Here is a 19,439-nt window from a genome sequence, read left to right as displayed (position 1 = left end):
TTATTTTTTGTCGGCGTGTGTCAAGACGAGCCCAATCTTCTTATACTGGTTGTAGCCGCATAGGCATTTGTCACGGCTGCCTGCGGCGGATGCCGCAACAAGGGGATGGGGAGGTGCTTCCCAAATGGCGTGGGAGCTGGCTGGTTACGCGGTGGCGTTCTTGTGCTTGACGGCCGCTGCGGCGATTGCGCTTGCGGTTGTCGCCTTGCTTCGGTCGCTTGACCGCTGGAACGCGGCCGTAAGCAGGCTCGACCGCGAAGCGGAAACGGCCCTGCGGCAATGGCGCCGTCTTGGCCGGGAAGCGGCCGAGTCAGCCGCCAAGGTCGGAGCGCTGCTGCAAGGACTCGAGGCGCTTGCGGAAGGGGGGCGGGCGCTCGGCGAGGCCGCCCGGCACGCGGCGCGGACGGCGGCGGATGCGGCCCATATGTGGAGCGGGCGAATCGCGCAGCATATGTCCGAAGCGGCGGAACGGCAGAGGCGCCATATCGGGGAAGCGATCGACTGGTCGGAGACGCTGTGGAGCCTGTGGCAGTACGCGCGCCGGCGCGGCAGCGGCGCACCGAACCCTCCGCCCGGGCAAAAGGACGAATGCGGGCGACAATAGGCGGGTCCGCTTGGAATCCGGGACGCGGGATCGCGCCACGAAGATCGACGGCGGCTTTCGCAAGGGAAGGAGAAAAACGAAAATGGCAGACAGAAAAATCGTCAAATCGTTCGTTTGGGGAACGGTGGCGGGCGCGCTGACCGGGGCCGTAACGGCTTTGCTGTTTGCGCCGAAGCCGGGCAAGGAGCTGCGCAAAGATATTGCCGACACGGCGCAGCTGACGATCGAGAAAACCGCCGATCTGGGGCGGCAGGCCGGGGCAACCGCCCAGTCGATCGCGAGAAAAACCTCCGATCTGGCATCCGGCTTGCGTTCGAAGTTCGGCAAAAAAGACGGCGGCGAAGAGACGGCTTTCGTTGCTTCCGCCGATCAGAACGAATCGGAAGAAACATCCGCTCTCTGACGCGCGTTGCCGCGCCAGACCGAACCGCCCGCTCCCGCAGGGCGGTTTGTTCGCGTAAGGGCCGAATAGGCGTCAACATAGGTACCTTTTGTCGCGCGGACTCATAAAGTATCATGTTCCTTTATCAACTCATGCAGAAAGCGGTGTTCACGTGCAACAAGCGATCGCAGTCCTGGACTCCGGCGTAGGAGGGCTGACTGTCGTTCGGGAAGTGATGCGTCAGTTGCCCAGAGAGAAAATATTGTATTTCGGCGACACCGCACGTGCCCCGTACGGTCCGCGTCCGGCGGAGGAAATCGTTCGCTTCACCCGCGAGATCGTCGATTACTTGATTCAGTACAAGCCGAAGATGGTTGTCATCGCCTGCAACACCGCTACCGCGATCGCCCTGGAGGATATCCGGTCAAGGGTCGGCATTCCGGTCATCGGCGTCATCAATCCGGGCGCCCGCGCCGCGATCGGGCGGACCAAAACAGGGGTCGTGGGCGTCATCGGCACCGAAGGAACAATCAACAGCGGGGCTTACGAGCAGGCGCTCAGGCAATTGTCCCCGCTTGTTCGCGTAGTGACCAAGGCCTGTCCGAACTTCGTTCCGCTTGTCGAAGACGGCCATTACCGTTCGCAGGACGCGCGCGATACGGTCGCGAACGATCTGCTGCCGCTTCGCGGCTTTCCGATGGACTGCCTTATTCTCGGTTGCACGCATTATCCGTTTCTGGCCGACACGATTTCCGAAGTCATGGGGCCCAAAGTCACCCTTATCAGCTCGGCATATGAAACGGCCCGCGAAATCAGCACGATATTGCATGAAAAGAATATGCTCGCAAGAAACGAAGAGGTGCCGGTTCATCAGTTTTTCTGCAGCGGCGATCCGAAGAAATTCCAGGTTATCGCCCAGGATTGGCTCGGCGAGCAGATCCGTCTTACGCCTGTCGTCTGGCAGGTTCGCCGCGTCGGCGCGTAACAATCGAAAATCGGAGCCGGTTTTCCCAGGCAGCCTGACGGCCGCCTTCTTTTTTTGCGGAATCATATCGAGGCCCCATCCTTCATATAACGAAAAGAATCCGGAACGAAGGGTGAGGAGAAGCATGAATACGATCGGTTATGTCGTGCAGCCCGGGGACACGCCAAGACGCATCGCCGCCCGTTTCGGCATCTCGCCGTCTTCCTGGGCGGCATTCAATCCGCAGTGGCACGGAGAGCCCCTCATTCCCGGGGAGCTCGTTCAGGTGCCCGTAAGGCTGCCTCGTCGATATGTCGTTCAGCGGGGAGAAACGTGGGAAACCATCGCCGGCAAAACGCAAGTCTCCTTGGCCCGCCTGCAGGAAATGAATGCGGAGGCATGGGGGCAGCGACTGGAGGAAGGCCAGATCATCGAAATTCCTTCGCCGGAAAGGGAGCGGGTTGTCCGTCTGACGGCGGAGTACGGCTCGCATCAGTTGGAGCGGGATCTGGACGCTTTGAAGCGGCTGTACCCGTTCATCACCACTTGCGTGATCGGCAAAAGCGCATTGGGAAAGCCGATCTATGCCTTGCGGATCGGGGAAGGCCCGTTTCGCCTGCAAGCGAACGGTGCGGTGCACGCGAACGAATGGATCACCTCGCTTGCGCTGATGCGCTTTGTCGAAGATTATGCGAAAGCGTGCAAAAGAAAAATCGCCTTCGGGGGCAAGCAGGCGACCGCCTTGTATGCGAAATGCACGCTGTGGGTCGTGCCGATGGTGAATCCCGACGGCGTCGACCTGGTCGTGGAAGGCATCGCTCCCGATCATCCCCGGTACCGGGAGCTTGTGCGCTGGAACGGCGGCAGCGACCGGTTTCACCGCTGGAAGGCGAATGCGCGCGGCGTCGATCTGAACGACCAGTTCCCCGCGCATTGGGAGGAAGAGCGGCTCCGAAGGGGCGCGGACGGCCCGGGACCGCGGGATTACGGCGGCACGGCGCCGCTTACGGAACCGGAAGCGAAAGCTCTTGCCGAATTTACCAGAGAGACGGATTTCCATGCGGCGATCGCTTTTCATACGCAAGGCGAGGAGATTTATTGGAACTACCGGGGGATGGAGCCGCGGCACTCGCTGGCATGGGCGCAGCGGCTGGGCAGGGCCTCCGGTTACCGGCCGGTGCGGCTGGAAGGCAGCGATGCGGGCTTCAAAGACTGGTTCATCTCCGAATTCGGACGTCCCGGCTTTACGGTAGAGGCGGGATGGGGACGAAATCCGCTGCCGCTCGAATCGCTTGCCGAATGGTACCCGGAAGTGCAGTCGTTGCTGGCGGCGGCGATGGAGCTGTCCGATTGATGGAAGAGGGGTTGAACGGGTACACTTTTCGTATGGAGGGCCCGCCGCGAGTGCGGGCCGCCGCGCGAAGGGGGAGATGGAATGTCCCGAAGATCTGCGAAATCGTGGGCGAAACTGTGGATGCGGCTGCCTTCCAGGGTATGGCGCATTTTGCGTTCGCCCCGGGTTTCCCTTGCGGACAAGCTGCTGCTTGTCGTGCCCGTCCTGCTGTATTGGGTGCTGCCCGATTGGATGCCGTTTATGCCCGTTGACGACATCGCCTTTACCGTGGCTCTGGCCGGGTGGTTCGCCGGCAGGATGGAGCGTAAATACGGTCTTGGCGCGCCGGAACTGCCGGATCGGAGCAAATGAGCGGTTGCGCAGCCGGTTCCGTTTCATTACAATAGAACAAGACCTTCATAAGGAACGGGAGCGATCGACAATGAAATGCAAAATTACGCGCAATGCCGCCAAAGTGCTGCGAAAGGAATTGGATAAGCCGGAGAATGAGGGATTGAAGCTGCGGGTATTCGTGACGCACAGCCACGGGGATCATGCCCATTACGGCCTCGATTTGGACAAACCCGGCGACGGGGACGAAATCGTGTCGACCGATAAAGGGATCGACGTGCTGCTGAAGTCGGGCGACGAGTTTCTCGACGGCGTCATGATCGATTATTTGTATTTTCCGCAGGAAGGCTTTGTCATCACCAATCCGTCGAAGGGCAATCATGGCGACCACTGAAACGACCGTCAAAAAAAAGAACGATATCCGCATCTGCGACAAATGCCGGCATCTTCGGCTGAAGACGGCTTTGGCGAAGCTGAAGAAGCTCGATCCCGATGCGGAAATCAAAGTGGGCTGCAAATCGTATTGCGGCCCCTGCGCCAAACGCGCCTTCATTTTCGTGAACGGCCGCTATGTCACGGCGCCGACCGAGGACGAAGCCATCGAAAAGGCCCGTTCTTTTTTGAAATAATCCCGCCATTCTACGGCTATTTGCCATAAAAGGCTGTCCTTGCGCAAAACGCTCGACGCGTTTTGCAAGGACAGCCTTTTTGGCGGTTCGGACCCTATTCGGTTATCGAAAGCTGCGTCGTTCCGTCCTCAAGCTGCGAAAGCTCGGTCTTGTAGCCCAGTTCCCCGGCGGCGAAGCCGAGCGGGACAAGCGACGTGCCGCCGATCAGCCGCGGCGCGTATTCCAGCTTGACGGTTTGGCCGGAGGAGACCGCGTCGGTGCTGCCCATCGTCAGCTTCAGCTCGCGATCCCCGCGCTTTAAGACAGCGGTCTTCGTCGCCTGGTCCCACGTCAGCTCCGCGCCCAGCTCGGAGGCGAGCTGCTTGACCGGCACGAGCAGGTCCTTGCCGTCCTCCTGGAGCAACCGTCCGGTGAAGACGTGCTTTTGGCCGCTCAGCAGCGTGGAGAAATTCACCACTTCGTATTCCGGGGTCATGACGGCGTTCTCCGCGGCCGCGATCAGGCTGTCGTTCAGCGCATCCACGTTGTCGTCCGTCACCCGGTACTTGGAATCGTCCTTGCCGATCGCTTCGGCGATCCACTTGTTGACGTCCATATGGTGGTGGGACAAGTCCTTGTACAAGTCCAGATCGTACGTCCAATCCGCCGTTTGGAAATCGTACAGCTTGACGTTCGGATATTGGGCGAATTGCTCGTACATCCATTTGCGCATTTCGATCTGGTAGCCGAACCGGGTCGGATTCGTGTTGTACCAGACGACCTGCCGCAGCACGCTGTAAGGCGGATAGTAGAAAATGAACTCCACGTCCGGGTGGTCCTTGACCAGCGACAGAATATTATGGTCGAAGTTGACCTTGAGCGATTCCGGCGCCTCTTCGTCCAGCCCGAAGTAGCCTTCCTCCGCGTTCGCCTTGTCGTAGGCTTTGGCCACCCGCTCCTTGCCGAAAGTGACCATCCAGTTCCAGTTGCTCAAATAGTCGAGGTTCTGTTTCGGCGTGCCTTTGAGCTGCAGCATGACGCTTTTGAAAAACTGCTCGTATACGGTGTAGTTGAACCAATACGGGTAATCGTTCCACCACTTGTCGTCGTACATGTATTTGGGCAGCTCGTAGTTGCTGTCGGCCGCCTTGCTTTTCAGCGAAAAATAATCGAGCCCCCACAGCACCTTTTTGACCTTGCCGGTGCTCAGCGCGAGGCGGGCCATTTGGTAATGCTCTTCCGAGATCGAGCCCTCCATCGACAGCTTCATCACTTTTCCGCCCAATTGCTCGCCGACTTGGGACGGAACGAAATTTTCGGTCATCGAGGTTCCGATAATGATGGTATCGTAATCGAAGTTTTTGGCCAGACCCGGATTCTGGTACCGTTCTTCGGTCGAGAACCGGGCGTTGTACCACGTCGCTTTATGGTAAAACTGCAGCGGGTCGATCCATACGGTAAGCAGTGCGACCGCAACGGCTACAATAATGGAATAGAACACAAACGAAAGACAAAAACGTCTGGCGCGGACCCGCTTGGGGACGCTTCGATTCGTTTGCAGCATAGCGTTGGACGATGAAGTCATCGAAGTGGTCACGCCTTTCCTAGAAATTGAAATACAGGAACTCGCTGATGCGATTCAAATAGAGCAGCGAGACGATGAACAGCACCGCCATCCCCAGCGCGGTCTTGACGCTCGGGCGGAAGGCTTCCGCCCGTTCGGACGAGTTCTTCGCGAAGAAGACGATCGGCAGAAAGACGGCGAACAGTAAAATCGGGAAGACGAAGCTGGAAAGCTGGTCCAGGCCGAGGCCGTTCATTCCCGCCATGCCTTTGAGAATGCGGAGCGCCTGATCGACGTTCTCCGCCCGGAAGAACACCCAGGTCACGTTCACGAACAGGAACGTAACCGCGATGGCCAGCCACTTGGGCAGCGGACGGCCCCGCCGCGTCCAGACGCGCTGCAGCGCTTGTCCGAAACCGTGCAAAAGTCCCCACAAAATAAAGGTCCAGCCGGCGCCGTGCCACAAGCCGCCTATGAAAAAGACGATGATCAGGTTGACGTTGGCCCGGGCGAAGCCTTTCCGGTTGCCTCCGAGCGGTATGTAGATGTAATCGCGCAGCCAGCGGCTGAGCGTCATATGCCACCGTCTCCAGAAATCGGTAATCGAGACCGCCTTGTACGGCGAATTGAAGTTTTGCGGCAGCACGATATTGAAAAACAGGGCGATCCCGATGGCCATGTCCGTATAGCCGCTGAAATCGAAATAGAGCTGAAGCGTATACGAGAGCGACGCTACCCACGAGTCCGTAAATTGAGTCGCCGACTTGAAGCCGTCGTTGGCGTAGATGGCGAACGTGTCGGCGATGACCACCTTTTTGAACAGGCCGATGCAAAACAAAAACAGTCCCTTGGCCGCGTTCGACCAGTTCCATACTTTATTGCGGAGCCGGTCGAACTGCGGCATCATTTCACCGTGGTGAAGGATCGGGCCGGCGATCAGGTGAGGGAAAAACGTCACGAACAGCACGTAGCTCACGAAGTTCGTTTCGTGCACTTTGCCGCGATAAGCGTCGACCAGAAACGCGATTTGGGTAAACGTGAAAAAGCTGATGCCAAGCGGCAATACGATTTGCAGCAGCGGATAATGATGCCCGGTAAGCTCGCTTAAGTTTTCCAGGAAAAAGTTCGCGTATTTGTAGTAGCCGAGCAGCGCCACGTCGACCACGATGCCGAAGGCGAGAATCGCTTTGCGCTTGCCGACGGCCGAGCCCGAAACGGACGCGATCCAGCGTCCGGTCAAATAGTTGAACAGAATCGAGCCCAAAATGAGCGGAACATACTTGTAGTCCCAGTATCCGTAGAAAAACAGCGATGCCAGCGCCAGCCAGCCTTTGGCCGCTAGCGTCCATCTGAATCGGATCAGCAGGAAATAGACGACGGCCGTCACCGGCCAGAATACGAAAATGAACGGATAAGAATTAAAAAGCATGACGTCCCTCTTTCTTTCGGCGGCTGCCTTTTGTCGGTTGCTGCTGAAAGTTGCAGAACCATCCTCAATAATGGTAAACAAAAGTCCACCCGTCGTCCATGCTTATTTTCTTAAACTTTGCCAGAGGGTTTCACGTCAAGGCGCGGCCGGCGGCGCCGCGTTCGACCCGGCTTCTTTTGCCGCGCTCGGGTTCTCTTCGTTCGCCTTCTCTCCGCCCGCGTTGCCGCCGCTCGTATCGCCGCTTGCGCCGTTCGCGCTGTCGAACAGCGTCGGGATGAGATCGTGCTCGACGACCAGGTCGGACACCTTCAATTCGAGCCGGGCCGCCTCGGCTCCGGCTTGGCAGGCGGACATTTCGGTCGGTTCGCCGGTTTCGGCCAGGTAGCACGTCCCGTGCTCCAAGATTCCGTCGTCGGAAGGCACGAAATAGACTTGCTTCGTCGCGAAGCCCCCGTTCCGGAAGACGACCGGAGCTTCCGCTTCCGACAGCATGCTGACGCCCATCAGCTTGTACCCGGAGGCGGGGATGCCCAGCAGTTGGAGCACCGTCGGCGTCGTGTCGATTTGCCCGACCGGTTTTTCGATGACGCCGGCATGCGCGTCGTTCGGAAAATGAATGAAGAACGGCACTTTGCGCTGAAGGGCGTCCTTCACCTGGTCGGACAGCTTGCGACCGAACAATTTCTCGTAGGGCTCCGCGTCATAAAGCGAGTTGTCGTGGTCGCCGTAGAACATGAGGATCGTGTTGTCCCACAAGCCTTCGTCCTTCAGCCGCTGCACGAGCTCGCCGACCGCTTCGTCGACGTAGTGGGACGCTTTCAGGTAATCGCCGAACGTGGTGCCTTCGAACGGTCCCGCGTCGAAATGGGTCGCCGTGGAAGGCAGGTTGTAAGGGTGATGCCCGGAAATCGTGATGGCAAACGCGTAAAAAGGCGATTTGTCGCGCTGCTTCAACTGGTCGATCGTCTGGCGGAAAAACGATTTGTCCCCGAGCGACCAGCCAAGCGGTTCGTCGTTCGTATAGTCTTTGATCGTGTAAAAATCGGCGTATTGCATATTGCGGTACATGTTGTTGCGGTTCCAGAAGCTGCCTTCATATGCGTGATGCACGGTCGTATCGTATCCTTGCCCGTTCAGGATCGACGGGAGGCAGTTGTAGGTATGGTCCGCGAACCGGATAAACACGGAGCCCGTCGGCATCGGATGCAGGGAACAGTTCGTCAGGAAGTCCGCGTCGGACGTGCGGCCTTGTCCCGTCTGATGATAGAAGTTCGGAAAATACAGGCTTTGGCCGATCAGCTTGTTGAGATTCGGGGTAATTTCCTTTCCGTTCACCGATTGGCCGATGACAAACGTCTGGAACGCCTCGGCCTGCACGATCAGCACGTTTTTGCCCTTGTAGGCGCCGAACATCGGCTCGGTCTCGGCCTGCTTCTGCAGGGCGGCCCGCTTGTCGAACCATTCCTCCGCTTCCTGGATGTCGGCTTGGCTCGGGCCGCTGCCGAACCAGTGCTCTTTTGCGTAGCGGTAAGCGTCGTAGCCGTGGAAGCCGAACAGTCCCGTCACGTTATAGATCGGAACGTTCCACCAGTTGCCGACAAACAGGCCTCTGGCCCAGCCGTTCTTTTGAATATTGACCGGCACGGCGATCATGTAGATGCCGCCGACGAGCAGCGCGACGCCGAGGGCAAGGCGCAGCAGGACGGCCTTGAGCGATTTTCGGGGGCGCGGTTGTCCCAGCCGTTCGAGCCTGGAGGGACGAAGCCTCCAGCAGACGAAGACGGCGATCGCCACGGCCGCCGGAAGGTCGGCAAGCAGAACCCAGTCTCCCGGATGGATCAAATTCCAGATGCTGTCTTCCAGTTCGCCGACTTGTCCGGCCTGAAGCAGCACGGGGACGGAAATGAAATCTTTAAAATAGCGGAAATAAACCAGATCGGCCAGCATGACGGCCGAGAAGACGATATCGAGGCAGGCGAGAACGACCGCGCGGGTCCGGCGGCCGAGCCATACGGTCCAGAAGGTCGCCAGCACCATCGCGCCGAGATTGACCGTCCATTTCCAGGGATTCATCCCGCCGACGTTCAATTGTCCGTCCAGCCAATTGAGCTTGTAGAGCATCGCCGCGATAAACAGCATGGCTCCCCCGTACGGCCACTTTCGCAGGCCGCGAAGCGAAAGCCGAATGCCGCTGCGCGCGGCGGTTTGCAATTGCGAAATCACGTTGAACCGCTTCCTTTCCCGATTTCAAGTCTCTTTTTGTTAGGAGAATGTAATCGTTCTGTAAATTTTTCGCCACAAAACAGTATATCGGAAACGGCAAGTCGGTTACAAATTCGCGAGGAAGCGCCGGAGGCGGCAAGGCGGAGGAAAATCGCCGCGATTTGCGCCGGTTCGGCGATCCGCTACAATAGAGAAGAACAAGGCCGGGAAAACAGAAAGCCGGACTTTCGGGGGATGCCGATTGTTTCGGCGCGGAAAGGATGAAGAAGGGATGACGGAGCCGGAGGTCTATTTCGAATCGTTGTTTCCGGAAGACCGGGAGCTTGCGCGAATCGAAGAATCGATCAGGGAAAGGGGAATGCCGGAAATATCGGTCGAGCCCGCATACGGACGGCTGCTGACGCTGCTTGCGGCCGCGACGGGCGCGAAGGCGGCGCTTGAGATCGGGGCGCTGGGCGGCTACAGCGGCGTGTGCCTCGCCAGAGGCCTGCGGGCGGGCGGGACGCTTACCTCGCTGGAGCTCAAGCCGGAGTATGCCGAGCTGGCCCGGGCGAATCTGGCCGCCGCAGGGTTCGCGGACAAGGTCGAAATGATCGTGGGCAACGCGGCGGACAGCTTGGAAAAACTCGAAGCGGACGGGAGGAAATTCGACTTTTTCTTTATCGATGCGGACAAGGAGAACTATCCGGCGTATCTCGAGTGGGCGATACGCCTGGCCGAGCCCGGCGCGGTAATCGCCGCGGACAACACGCTGCTGCGCGGTCGGACGCTGAATCCGGACAAGCAGGGGCCGGCCGTACGGGCAATGCGCGAATTCAACCGCCGGATCGCGCAGGACGAGCGGCTTATCGGCGCTCATCTGCCCGCCTTCGACGGCTTGGCGCTGGCGATGGTCAAGTGAAAGGGCGGCAGGGAGCGCCGTCCTTGAAACCGGCGCCGTTTGCATCCGGACCGGCCGGCACGGAAGTTCCGCCGGTCAGCGCCGCTCGGAGCCGGCGGAGAAGCCGCCGTCGCGGCGGATGAGCATGACATAAGTCCACAGCGACGTCGCGAACAGAAAGAGGCCCGACATGATGAACAGCCCTTCGATGCCGATCAGGCCGGACAGCACGCCCCCGGTTACGGGGCCGGTCATGTTGCCGAGCGCGAGGGCGCTGCTGTTGAAGCCGAAGGCCCGGCTGTCCTGGCCGTCCGGCGTGTAGCGCCGGATGAGGGCGTTGACGGTCGGAATCAGGCCTCCCATGAAGCAGCCGAGCAGAAAGCGGCAGACGAGCAGCTGTCCGACGGTGCCGACGAACGACTGCGGGATGAACATCAGTCCCGCGCCGATCAGCGAGACAAGCAAAATCCATTTCGGGCCGACGCGGTCGCTGATCCTGCCCAGAACCGGCGCGGACACCATGTTGGACAATCCGGTGACGGCGCCGACGAAGCCGGCCCAGAACGCCAGGTTTTCGGTCGTCCCATGCAACTGCTGCACGTAAATGGGGATCAGCGCCATCGGACTGAGCATGGCGAACTGAATGAGAAACGTTATGGACAAAAGCACGGGCATCTGCGGAATCCGCATCAGGTTGCGAAAGCCTTTGAGAAGGCTGGCCTGAGGTTTCCGGGCGGCGGCTTCCCGGTCGAAATTTTCCTTAATCATAAAACCGGACAGCGCCGAAGCGAGAAACAGCATCGTGCCGGTCATGTAAAAGATCGGACGGAAACCGAAGGTGTCGGCCATCAGCCCGCCGATCAAGGGACCCAGGATCGTCCCCGCCGTCGCGCCGGACTGAAGCGTGCCCATGGCAAAGCCCATCCGCTCTTTCGGCGTTCCCCCCGAGACAAGCGACACGGCGGCCGGCGAGAAGCCCGAAATGACGCCGTTTGCGATCCGGAGCAGCAGCAGATGCCAAGGAGAGGTGGCCATGCCCATCAGAACGATGACGATCGACATCCCGAACCCGGAGCGGAGAAGCATCATCTTGCGCCCGTAACGGTCCGACAGCTTGCCCCACAGAGGCTGGAACAGAAAAGACGTGACGAAGTTCGCTGCGAAGATTAGTCCGGCCCATAGCGAAATCCGGTGCTCGCCCGCGACCCCGAGATCCTGCTGCAGGTACAGGGAAAGAAACGGAGTAATCATGGTCATACCGGCCATGACGAGAAAATTGCCGACCCAAAGCACGGCCAGATTGATTTTCCATTGCTGCAAACCGTTCACCTTCTAGTCTGATGTAGCTGCATCGTTCTTCCAGTATATCACAATCTTTCGGATCGACCTTTAGGCGGCGATTGTCATAGCTTTGTCATACTCCGTTCCGGCATCCATGTTGTGGCAGCCTAGCAAAAAGGGCATAATGGAAGCATTGGGAACCTACAACTATCGAAGGGGAAGCTGAAGCATGTTTAATGACCGTTTCTTGCGCGCATGCCGCAGGCAGCCCGTGGACCGGGTGCCGGTCTGGTATATGCGGCAAGCCGGGCGGTACGACCCCGACTACCGGAAAATCAAAGAAAAATATTCGCTGCTGGAAATTTGCCGCCAGCCGGAACTGGCCGCGGAAGTGACGATGATGCCCGTCCGCAAGCTGGGCGTCGATGCCGCGATTCTGTATTCCGACATCATGAATCCCGTTTCGTCGATCGGCATCGATTTCGATATCGTCAAGGATGTCGGTCCGGTCATTCATAATCCGGTCCGCAGCGCGGACGACGTGGAGCGCCTGAAGCCGATCGACGTGGAAGGCGATCTGTCCCATGTGCTGGAGACGATCCGCATTCTCGTCCGGGAGCTTAAAGTGCCGCTCATTACGTTCGGAGGGGCGCCGTTTACGCTCGCAAGCTATATCGTGGAGGGCCGGCCGTCCAAATCGTACATGAACACCAAGGCGCTGATGTACGGTCATCCGGACGTTTGGCACAAGCTGATGGCGAAGCTGTCCGATATGGCGGCGGAATATTTGCGCGCCCACGCGGCTGCGGGCGCCCGCGCCGTGCAGCTGTTCGACAGCTGGGTCGGAGCGCTTGCGCCGCATGATTTCCAGGAGTACGTGCTGCCTCATGTGGAGCGCATTTTCGACCGGCTTTCCGATCTGGACATTCCGAAAATTTATTTTCCGGGCGTAAGCTCCGGCGAGCTGCTTCCGCTGCTCGGCCGGCTCGACGCCGACGTCATCGGTCTCGACTGGCGGGTGCCGATCGCCGAAGGACGTCGCCGCACCGGCGGGAAGTTCGCGGTGCAGGGCAATTTGGACCCGTATGTCTTGACGGCGCCGGAGAGCGTCCTCCGCGAGCATGCCCGCCGGCTGCTCGATGAAGGGATGAAAGAGCCCGGATTTATTTTTAACCTCGGGCACGGGCTGTTTCCGGACGCATCGCTGGACAAGTTGCGTTTGCTGACGGAATTCGTGCACGAATACTCCGAACAGCGGCTGAAGCCGGAGGTGTCGTTATGAGCGAATCGGCTGCCCGGCCGGTGGGCGTGCTGGTCATGTCCTACGGAACGCCGGAAAGTATGGACGAAATCGAAGCCTATTATACGCATATTCGCAGAGGCCATCCGCCGACTCCCGAGCAACTGGAAGACTTGACCGCCCGCTACCGGGCGATTGTCGGCGGCGTTTTTCCGCTTCGGGAGAACACGAACCGGCAGGTGGCGGCGCTTCAGCGCACGCTGGACGAACTGGCGGGAGCGGGCCGCTACGTCTGCTACCAGGGGCTGAAGCACGCGAAGCCGTTTATCGAGGACGGAATCGCCGCGATGGCGAAGGACGGCATCCGCGAGGCGGTCGGCATCGTGCTGACGCCGCAGTATTCTTCGATGAGCGTCGGCAGCTACCTGAAGCGGGCGAGGGAAGAAGCGGAGAAGCAGGGCATTGCGTTTGCGGGGGTGGAGCAGTACCATCTGCATCCCGAGCTGATTTCGGCGCTGGCGAAGCGGGTGGCGAGCGGCCTGGACAAATTCGGGGACGCCCGCGGCGACGTGCTCGTCCTGTTCAGCGCCCACAGCCTGCCGCAGCGGATTGTCGAAATCGGCGACCCTTACCCGGAGCAGCTGCTGGAAACGTCCCACGCCGTAGCGTCCGCCGCGGACGTGGGCCGCTGGCAGTTCACGTGGCAAAGCGCGGGGCAGACCGGCCAGCCCTGGCTCGGTCCGGACATTCTCGAGACGCTGGAATCGCTCGCCAGAGAAGGAATCCGCTCGGTGCTTGTGGCTCCGGTCGGCTTCGTCTCAGATCATCTCGAGGTCCTGTACGACATCGATATCGAAGCGAGCCGGTTCGCGAGCGAACGCGGCATCCGCCTGGAGCGGATCGAAATGCTGAACGACGATCCGCAGTACATGCGGGCGCTCGCCGACTCGGTACGGGCGGCGGAGAAGGAACTCGCCGGCTGACGCCGGGCGGGCGTGCGGCCGGGCGAGGGAGAGCCCGGAAGGCGGGTTCGGAAGGCGAGGGCTGGAGCGAAGGCGCTTCGCCCTCTGTTTGGTTTGCGGGCGAAAACGATAAAGGAGGCTGGCATATGGAACGGGATATTTGCCGGATTGCGGTGCTCGGCGGCGGCATAACCGGCCTGAGCGCGGCTTTTTATCTGTTGCGGATGGCCGAGGAGCGGGGGCGGAAAGTTGCGGTGACGGTTTTCGAAGGCTCGAACCGGCTGGGCGGCAGAGTCAATACGCTCAGGCGCGACGGCTTCGTTATCGAGCGCGGACCCGATTCGTTTCTCGGCCGCAAGCTTCCGATGCTGCATCTTGCCCGGGAGCTCGGGCTGCTCGGCGAACTGGTCGGCACCAACCCTGCCGCGCCCAACACGTACATTGCGGCCGACGGCAAGCTCAGGCCGATGCCCAAAGGGATGAATCTCGGTATTCCGAACGATCTGGGCGCGTTTGCGAGAACAAGCTACATTTCTCCCCGCGGGAAGCTCCGGGCGCTGGACGATCTGCGGCTGCCCAGGCGCGAGGAGACCGGCGACGAAACGGTCGGCGATTTTCTCGAGCGGCGCCTCGGCAAGGAAATGGTCGAGCGGATCTTGGAGCCGCTGCTTGCGGGCATTCATGCCGGCGATCTATACAAGCTCGGCCTGAACGCCACCTTTCCGCAGTTTGCGGAGATGGAGCGGAAATACGGAAGCGTCATTCGCGGCATGATCGAGGCGCGGCGCGCGGCGCCCGCGGCAGGGGCGAAAGCGGCGCAAATGCGTTCGGAAGCGGTAGGCGGGGCGAGCGTTCCGCCGACGGCGTTTCTGACGTTCCGCAGCGGATTGTCCGCCGTCATCGAAGCGCTGGAAAGGCGGATTCGCGCGCTGGGCGGCGAGATCCGGCTCGGCAGCCCGGTCGCGTCTTTGGCGCTAGCCGGCGGCGGGACGGCAGGCGGGGAGACGGAAGGACGTTACCGGCTTCAGCTGGCCGACGGCGCTTCCTTCGGCGCCGATGCCGTACTTTTTACGCTCCCGGCCTATGCGAACGCGAAGCTGTTGTCGCCTCATGTCGACGTATCGGCGATGACCGCCATCCGTTACGTTTCGGTTGCCAACGTCGTGCTGGCCTATGACGAAAAAGAGTTTAACCATAAGCTGGACGGCTCCGGCTTTCTCGTTCCCCGGTCGGAGGGGCGGACGATTACGGCCAGCACTTGGACGTCGGCCAAGTGGCTTCATACGGCGCCGGCCGGCAAAAGGCTCATCCGCTGCTACGTCGGACGGGCGGGCGACGAGGAGACGGTCGAACTGGACGACGAAGAAATGACGGCGGCGGTTTGCCGCGACCTGCGGCACTATATGGGGCTGACGGCGACGCCCCTGTTTGTCGAGATTACCCGTTTGCGGCAATCGATGCCGCAATATCCCGTCGATCATCTGAAGCATATCGCGGCGTTCCGGGAACAGCTGGCGCTCCGCCTGCCCGGCGTGTTTGCCGCCGGGGCGCCCTTCGAAGGCGTCGGGCTGCCGGATTGCGTCGAACAGGGCAAGGCGGCGGCCGAACGGTTGCTGGACAGCCTGCAGGCCGGTTGACCGTCTATAAGTAAAGAAGTAAAGCCGTCCCGATCCGGGGCGGCTTTTTGCCATTCTGCGGAAATTCGAAGAACCGCTCATCATGGCGGCCGGAATTGAATACGATGGAGTAACCGCTGTTGCAAAACGGATGGGCAACGAGAACCTTTCGGCCTTCTTTTGGCCCGCTGTACCAAACGAACCCTTGCGATCGTAACCGTCAGGCACAAAGTAAGCGATAAACGAATTGTAAGCGCTGACATCGACTGGACTCCGCGGTTGACACCATGTGGGAGGGGATTGGAATGGGGACGCGTTTGTTGTCGGAGCATCTGGTCAAAAGCCAATTTCCGCATTTGAGGTATGTTCGCATTCATTCGTGCGGCAAAAACGCCGCTGTCATCTACGCCTGGAACGAACGGCTGGAACTGCCGGAACGGGACGAAGAGGCACTGCTCCGCTTCGCTTCGTTATATCTGCTTCCTTACGTCTGCTTCAAAGTTAAGCCTTACGCCATGGTGCAGGCCGACGGGGTCCCGATCGCCGAACCGCTGCCGGAATGCGTCGAGCAGGCCGCCATGAGCCGGTCGTTGGATCAGCACCGGATTGCCGCCGTCATCAACGGCATGCTGGCCGGGGGGAGCATGCATTTCACCCGCTATGACGTTCATACGGGAGTCATTCATTTCGACATTCGCACCGGCTCCGCGATCACCGATGTCGAAAAAGAACTGATCGGCAAGTATCTGAGCGAGCTGATTCCGCTGGGCGCCAGCTACGTGATTACGTACAAGCAATTCATTCCTTCCTGAGCGGAATTGGCCGCCGCACGCGAACCCGCGCGGATAAGGCGCTGCCGGGGAGGTACGGCGAGATCCGGCGATTCAATCGGGGGATTGCGCGCAAACGGGCTTTTCAGTTGTTTTTGCGGCAACTGCAGTTGCGCCCGACCGGTGTGACGGGCCGGATGCGCAATTTAATTGCCGTTTAGGCACTTCAATCGAGGGTTCTCATGCAAACGGGTTTTGCAGTTGCTGTTATGGCAACTGCAGTTGCGCCCGACCGGTGTGGCGGGCCGGATGCGCAATTTAATTGCCGTTTAGGCACTTCAATCGAGGGTTCTCGCGCAAACGGACATTGCAGTTGCTGTTATGGCAACTGCAGTTGCGCCCGACCGGTGTGGCGGGCAAGCGGGGAAGGCTATGCGTTGTAAGTTCGGCGGATGACCGAGGCGGCTGATCAAGACGGAACGTGTATTTGGACAAATGCAGGGCAACCGGGGCCATAGACCGAAAGCAATAAAACGGCGATGCAGGGATAATCCCCTTGCACCGCCGTTTCTTCATTTTACCTGCATTTCTCATCAAGCCAGCTGTCCGCCGGATGAGCGGACTTGCTTTTGGGCGAGCCTCATTGTTTACAATGGCTTGAGATACGGCTGAATGTCCGCGTTCAGATTGTCCGCAAGCCTTTGGCCAAGCTCCGCGTCCGCCCGGTAGAAGTTGCAAATGGCGCGCAGCCGGGTCGCTTCCGCCACCTGCTTCAGATCGGCGGTCAGGTTTTTGACGAGCGCGTCTTTCTCCTCGTTCGAAAAGCGTCTCCAAACTTGGCCCGCCTGGCCGAAATCGTTCGTCTTGGCGATCTTCTGGCGGCCGGCCGCGCCGCCGATCGGCGTGCTTGCCTCCCGGTAGGCCGGGTCTTCCTTCGGCGTGTCCTGGTGGCGGTTGGGCTCGTAGTTCACCGGATGGGTCTGCTGCTTGAACGGCATCGCGCCGTCCCGCTGGTTGTTGCTGACTTTCGCGAACGGGCAGTTGATCGGAAGCTGCAGGTAGTTCGTGCCGATGCGGTATCGCTGGGTGTCGGAATACGAGAACAGGCGGCCCTGCAGCAGCTTGTCTTCGGAAGGTTCGATGCCGGGAACGACGACGCCGGGATTGAACCCGACCGATTCGGTTTCGGCAAAAACATTGTCCGGATTGCGGTTAAGCGTCATCGTGCCGACGAGCTGATAGGGAATGACGTCTTCGAACCAGTCCTTCGTGGCGTCAAGCGGATCGAAATCGAATTGATCCATATCGGCCGGGTCCAGGATTTGCACGTACAAGTCCCATTCCGGATAGTCGCCCCGCTCGATCGCTTCGTACAAATCGCGGCTCGCATGGTTGAAGTCCTTGGCCTGAATGGCGGACGCTTCCTCGGCGGACAGGTTTCGGATGCCCTGCTTCGGAACCCAGCGGAGCTTGACGTACACGGTATTTCCGTAGGCGTTGATCCATTTGAAGGCGTGAACGCTGGAGCCGCGCATATGCCGGTAGCTGGCGGGAATGCCTTCGTCCGAGAACAGATGCACGAGCATGTTCGTCGATTCGGGCGTAAGCGACATAAAGTCCCAGTAGCGGTCGGGATGCTGGATATTCGTTCGCGGATCGGGCTTTAAGGCGTGCACCATGTCGGGAAATTTCATCGCATCGCGGATGAAGAAGACCGGCAGGTTGTTGCCGACAAAATCGTAATTTCCTTCCGCCGTATAAAACTTGACGGCAAAGCCGCGGGGATCCCGCAGCGTTTCCGGAGAATGCTGGCCGTGAATCACCGTCGAGAAACGGACGAACACCGGCGTCTGCGTACCCTCGTCCTGAAGGAACGCCGCTTTCGTATACCGCTTCATGCTGTTCTTGAGCGTAAAAACGCCGTGCGCCCCGGCGCCCCGGGCGTGTACGACGCGTTCGGGAACCCGTTCCCGGTCAAAGTGGGCAAGCTTCTCCAAAAGCTGATAGTCTTCGAGAAGCGTAGGTCCGCGGATGCCGGCCGTCTTGGAGTTCTGGTTGTCTCCGATCGGCACCCCTTGATTGGTGGTCAGTCTGTCCATCAAGCATTCTCCCTCCCGCTAGGCATGATGAGCGCATCCCCCGGCGTTGTTTGTCCTGCGGTACCGTCCGGCCCCAAGCGCCGAGCCCGCAATCGGTTACAATATATTCGCCGAATTCGGGAAGCATGCCATCGAAGGGAAGGCGGATGACGCGTTAGCGGAACATGCTGATAAAATGGCGCGCGCTTTTGGATAAATACCGGTCTTTCAGCCAGACGATGCCGACTTCCGACTTGAAGACGGTATCCGCGATCGCGACGGTGGCGATATCGGGGTGGGGGAAGGAGGCCATAACGGATTTCGGCAAAATGGTCATGCCGATGCCGGCGGCCACCAGGGCGACTGCGATGGCGACGCTGCTGCATTCACACAAAACGCGGGGCTCGGCCCCGGATTGCCGGAATTGCTCCAGCACCCGTTCGTGCATGCCGGTCGTTTTATCGGTCTTCAAGGTCAAAAACGGACAATCCGCAAGCTGCCGCAGCGTAACGGAACCGGTACCAAGCTTGGCTGTCGCAAGCCAGGGGCGGGGAACGACGGCGACAAACGGATCGGAAGGAAGAGGCATGATTTCGTAAGCCTTTGGTGCAGGGACGGATTCGAACGGCAGGCGGGTGACGACCAGCTCGATGTTTCGGTGATGAAGCAGATCCCCGAGCAGAAAGTGGTCTCCTTCCCGGATATGGAAGGTGACATTCGGATAGCGTTCATGGAACAGCTTGATTTTCGGAGGAAGCAGGGAGACGCAAGAGACGACCGCCCCGATCGCCAACGTGCCGCGAACGCCTTCGTCCAGTTCCTTGACTTCGTTAAGCGATTCGTGGAATTGCTGGAGAAGGCTTTCGGCCTTTTGGCGCAGCAGTTCTCCCGCCCGGGTCAGCTCAAGCTGCTTGCCGCTGCGGTCGAACAGGGTGACGCCGAGCTCCTTCTCCATCTGCTTGAGCTGCCGGCTGAGCGGGGGCTGCTCCATATGGAGCCGTTTGGCGGCGCGCGTAATTTGCCCCTCGCGGGCAATCTCCAGAAAATAGCGAAGCTGGCGGATATCCATGTTTGCCCCTCTTTTCTCTATCGGCGCTATTGCGGACGCGATTTTCGAAAGGCGGCACAGCCGTTTAGGCCGGATACTTAAAAGG

The 19,439-nt window shown here is 59.7% G+C and carries 18 protein-coding genes; 12 read left to right on the top strand and 6 right to left on the bottom strand.

From position 1 onward, the window contains the following. The first annotated feature begins 124 nt into the window (after positions 1 to 124). The 7 genes from F560_RS0102600 to F560_RS0102570 all read left to right on the top strand — a co-directional run bounded on the left by F560_RS0102600 (position 125) and on the right by F560_RS0102570 (position 4,263). Positions 125 to 604: a hypothetical protein gene (locus F560_RS0102600; RefSeq protein WP_019004148.1), complete on the top strand. Its 480-nt coding sequence runs from the start codon at positions 125 to 127 to the stop codon at positions 602 to 604. 82 nt (positions 605 to 686) lie between these two features. Continuing rightward, a complete protein-coding gene (locus F560_RS22305; protein WP_083931955.1) occupies positions 687 to 1,007 on the top strand; it encodes a YtxH domain-containing protein in 321 nt (106 codons plus the stop codon). A gap of 151 nt (positions 1,008 to 1,158) precedes the next feature. Then, positions 1,159 to 1,971 (top strand): glutamate racemase, encoded by an 813-nt coding sequence (racE, locus tag F560_RS0102590; protein WP_026298056.1) that lies wholly within the window; start codon positions 1,159 to 1,161, stop codon positions 1,969 to 1,971. A gap of 124 nt (positions 1,972 to 2,095) precedes the next feature. Then, entirely contained in the window at positions 2,096 to 3,304 is a 1,209-nt protein-coding gene (locus tag F560_RS0102585; protein WP_019004145.1) for a M14 family metallopeptidase, read from the top strand. Between the two features lie 81 nt (positions 3,305 to 3,385). Beyond that, positions 3,386 to 3,655 (top strand): hypothetical protein, encoded by a 270-nt coding sequence (locus F560_RS0102580; protein ID WP_019004144.1) that lies wholly within the window; start codon positions 3,386 to 3,388, stop codon positions 3,653 to 3,655. A 70-nt stretch (positions 3,656 to 3,725) separates the two neighbouring features. Continuing rightward, a complete protein-coding gene (locus F560_RS0102575) occupies positions 3,726 to 4,028 on the top strand; it encodes a heme biosynthesis protein HemY (RefSeq protein ID WP_019004143.1) in 303 nt (100 codons plus the stop codon). After that, positions 4,015 to 4,263, top strand: coding sequence for a YuzB family protein (locus F560_RS0102570; protein WP_019004142.1), 249 nt, complete (start codon positions 4,015 to 4,017; stop codon positions 4,261 to 4,263). The genes F560_RS0102575 and F560_RS0102570 overlap by 14 nt, the downstream gene beginning before the upstream one ends. A gap of 94 nt (positions 4,264 to 4,357) precedes the next feature. Here the strand turns inward: F560_RS0102570 and F560_RS0102565 are convergent, their stop codons facing one another. From F560_RS0102565 to F560_RS22300, 3 genes are all read right to left on the bottom strand, one after another. Beyond that, entirely contained in the window at positions 4,358 to 5,827 is a 1,470-nt protein-coding gene (locus F560_RS0102565; RefSeq protein ID WP_083931943.1) for a copper amine oxidase N-terminal domain-containing protein, read from the bottom strand. 19 nt (positions 5,828 to 5,846) lie between these two features. Continuing rightward, positions 5,847 to 7,235: an MBOAT family O-acyltransferase gene (locus F560_RS0102560; RefSeq protein ID WP_019004140.1), complete on the bottom strand. Its 1,389-nt coding sequence runs from the start codon at positions 7,233 to 7,235 to the stop codon at positions 5,847 to 5,849. Positions 7,236 to 7,370: 135 nt separating this feature from the next. Continuing rightward, positions 7,371 to 9,458 (bottom strand): LTA synthase family protein, encoded by a 2,088-nt coding sequence (locus F560_RS22300; protein WP_019004139.1) that lies wholly within the window; start codon positions 9,456 to 9,458, stop codon positions 7,371 to 7,373. Between the two features lie 271 nt (positions 9,459 to 9,729). On the opposite strand from F560_RS22300, the gene F560_RS0102550 reads away from it, so the two are divergent. Continuing rightward, the gene (locus F560_RS0102550) at positions 9,730 to 10,359 is read left to right on the top strand and encodes an O-methyltransferase (RefSeq protein ID WP_026298054.1); all 630 of its coding nucleotides are present in this window, start codon (positions 9,730 to 9,732) and stop codon (positions 10,357 to 10,359) included. A gap of 75 nt (positions 10,360 to 10,434) precedes the next feature. Here F560_RS0102550 and F560_RS22295 read toward each other — a convergent pair whose 3' ends face one another. Then, entirely contained in the window at positions 10,435 to 11,658 is a 1,224-nt protein-coding gene (locus tag F560_RS22295; protein ID WP_019004137.1) for an MFS transporter, read from the bottom strand. Between the two features lie 190 nt (positions 11,659 to 11,848). Here F560_RS22295 and hemE point away from each other — a divergent pair, with 190 nt between their 5' ends. From hemE to F560_RS0102525, 4 genes are all read left to right on the top strand, one after another. After that, positions 11,849 to 12,901 (top strand): uroporphyrinogen decarboxylase, encoded by a 1,053-nt coding sequence (hemE, locus tag F560_RS0102540; RefSeq protein WP_019004136.1) that lies wholly within the window; start codon positions 11,849 to 11,851, stop codon positions 12,899 to 12,901. Beyond that, entirely contained in the window at positions 12,898 to 13,842 is a 945-nt protein-coding gene (gene hemH, locus F560_RS0102535; RefSeq protein WP_019004135.1) for a ferrochelatase, read from the top strand. The genes hemE and hemH overlap by 4 nt, the downstream gene beginning before the upstream one ends. Before the next feature lie 125 nt (positions 13,843 to 13,967). Beyond that, positions 13,968 to 15,458 carry a protoporphyrinogen oxidase gene (gene hemG / locus F560_RS0102530; RefSeq protein ID WP_019004134.1) on the top strand — a complete coding sequence of 497 codons (1,491 nt, stop codon included), beginning with the start codon at positions 13,968 to 13,970 and terminating at the stop codon, positions 15,456 to 15,458. A 284-nt stretch (positions 15,459 to 15,742) separates the two neighbouring features. Beyond that, positions 15,743 to 16,249 carry a hypothetical protein gene (locus F560_RS0102525; RefSeq protein ID WP_019004133.1) on the top strand — a complete coding sequence of 169 codons (507 nt, stop codon included), beginning with the start codon at positions 15,743 to 15,745 and terminating at the stop codon, positions 16,247 to 16,249. Positions 16,250 to 16,854: 605 nt separating this feature from the next. Here F560_RS0102525 and F560_RS0102520 read toward each other — a convergent pair. Continuing rightward, positions 16,855 to 18,306, bottom strand: coding sequence for a catalase (locus F560_RS0102520; protein WP_019004132.1), 1,452 nt, complete (start codon positions 18,304 to 18,306; stop codon positions 16,855 to 16,857). Positions 18,307 to 18,460: 154 nt separating this feature from the next. Beyond that, positions 18,461 to 19,354, bottom strand: a complete 894-nt coding sequence (locus tag F560_RS0102515; protein ID WP_019004131.1) for a LysR family transcriptional regulator — start codon at positions 19,352 to 19,354, stop codon at positions 18,461 to 18,463. Positions 19,355 to 19,439 lie beyond the last annotated feature (85 nt).

It is taken from the genome of Cohnella laeviribosi DSM 21336, from assembly GCF_000378425.1.
Taxonomy (GTDB): Bacteria; Bacillota; Bacilli; order Paenibacillales; family Paenibacillaceae; genus Cohnella; species Cohnella laeviribosi.
The sequence above is the reverse complement of the archived record's forward strand: the minus strand, read 5'-3'. Positions and strand labels throughout refer to the sequence as shown.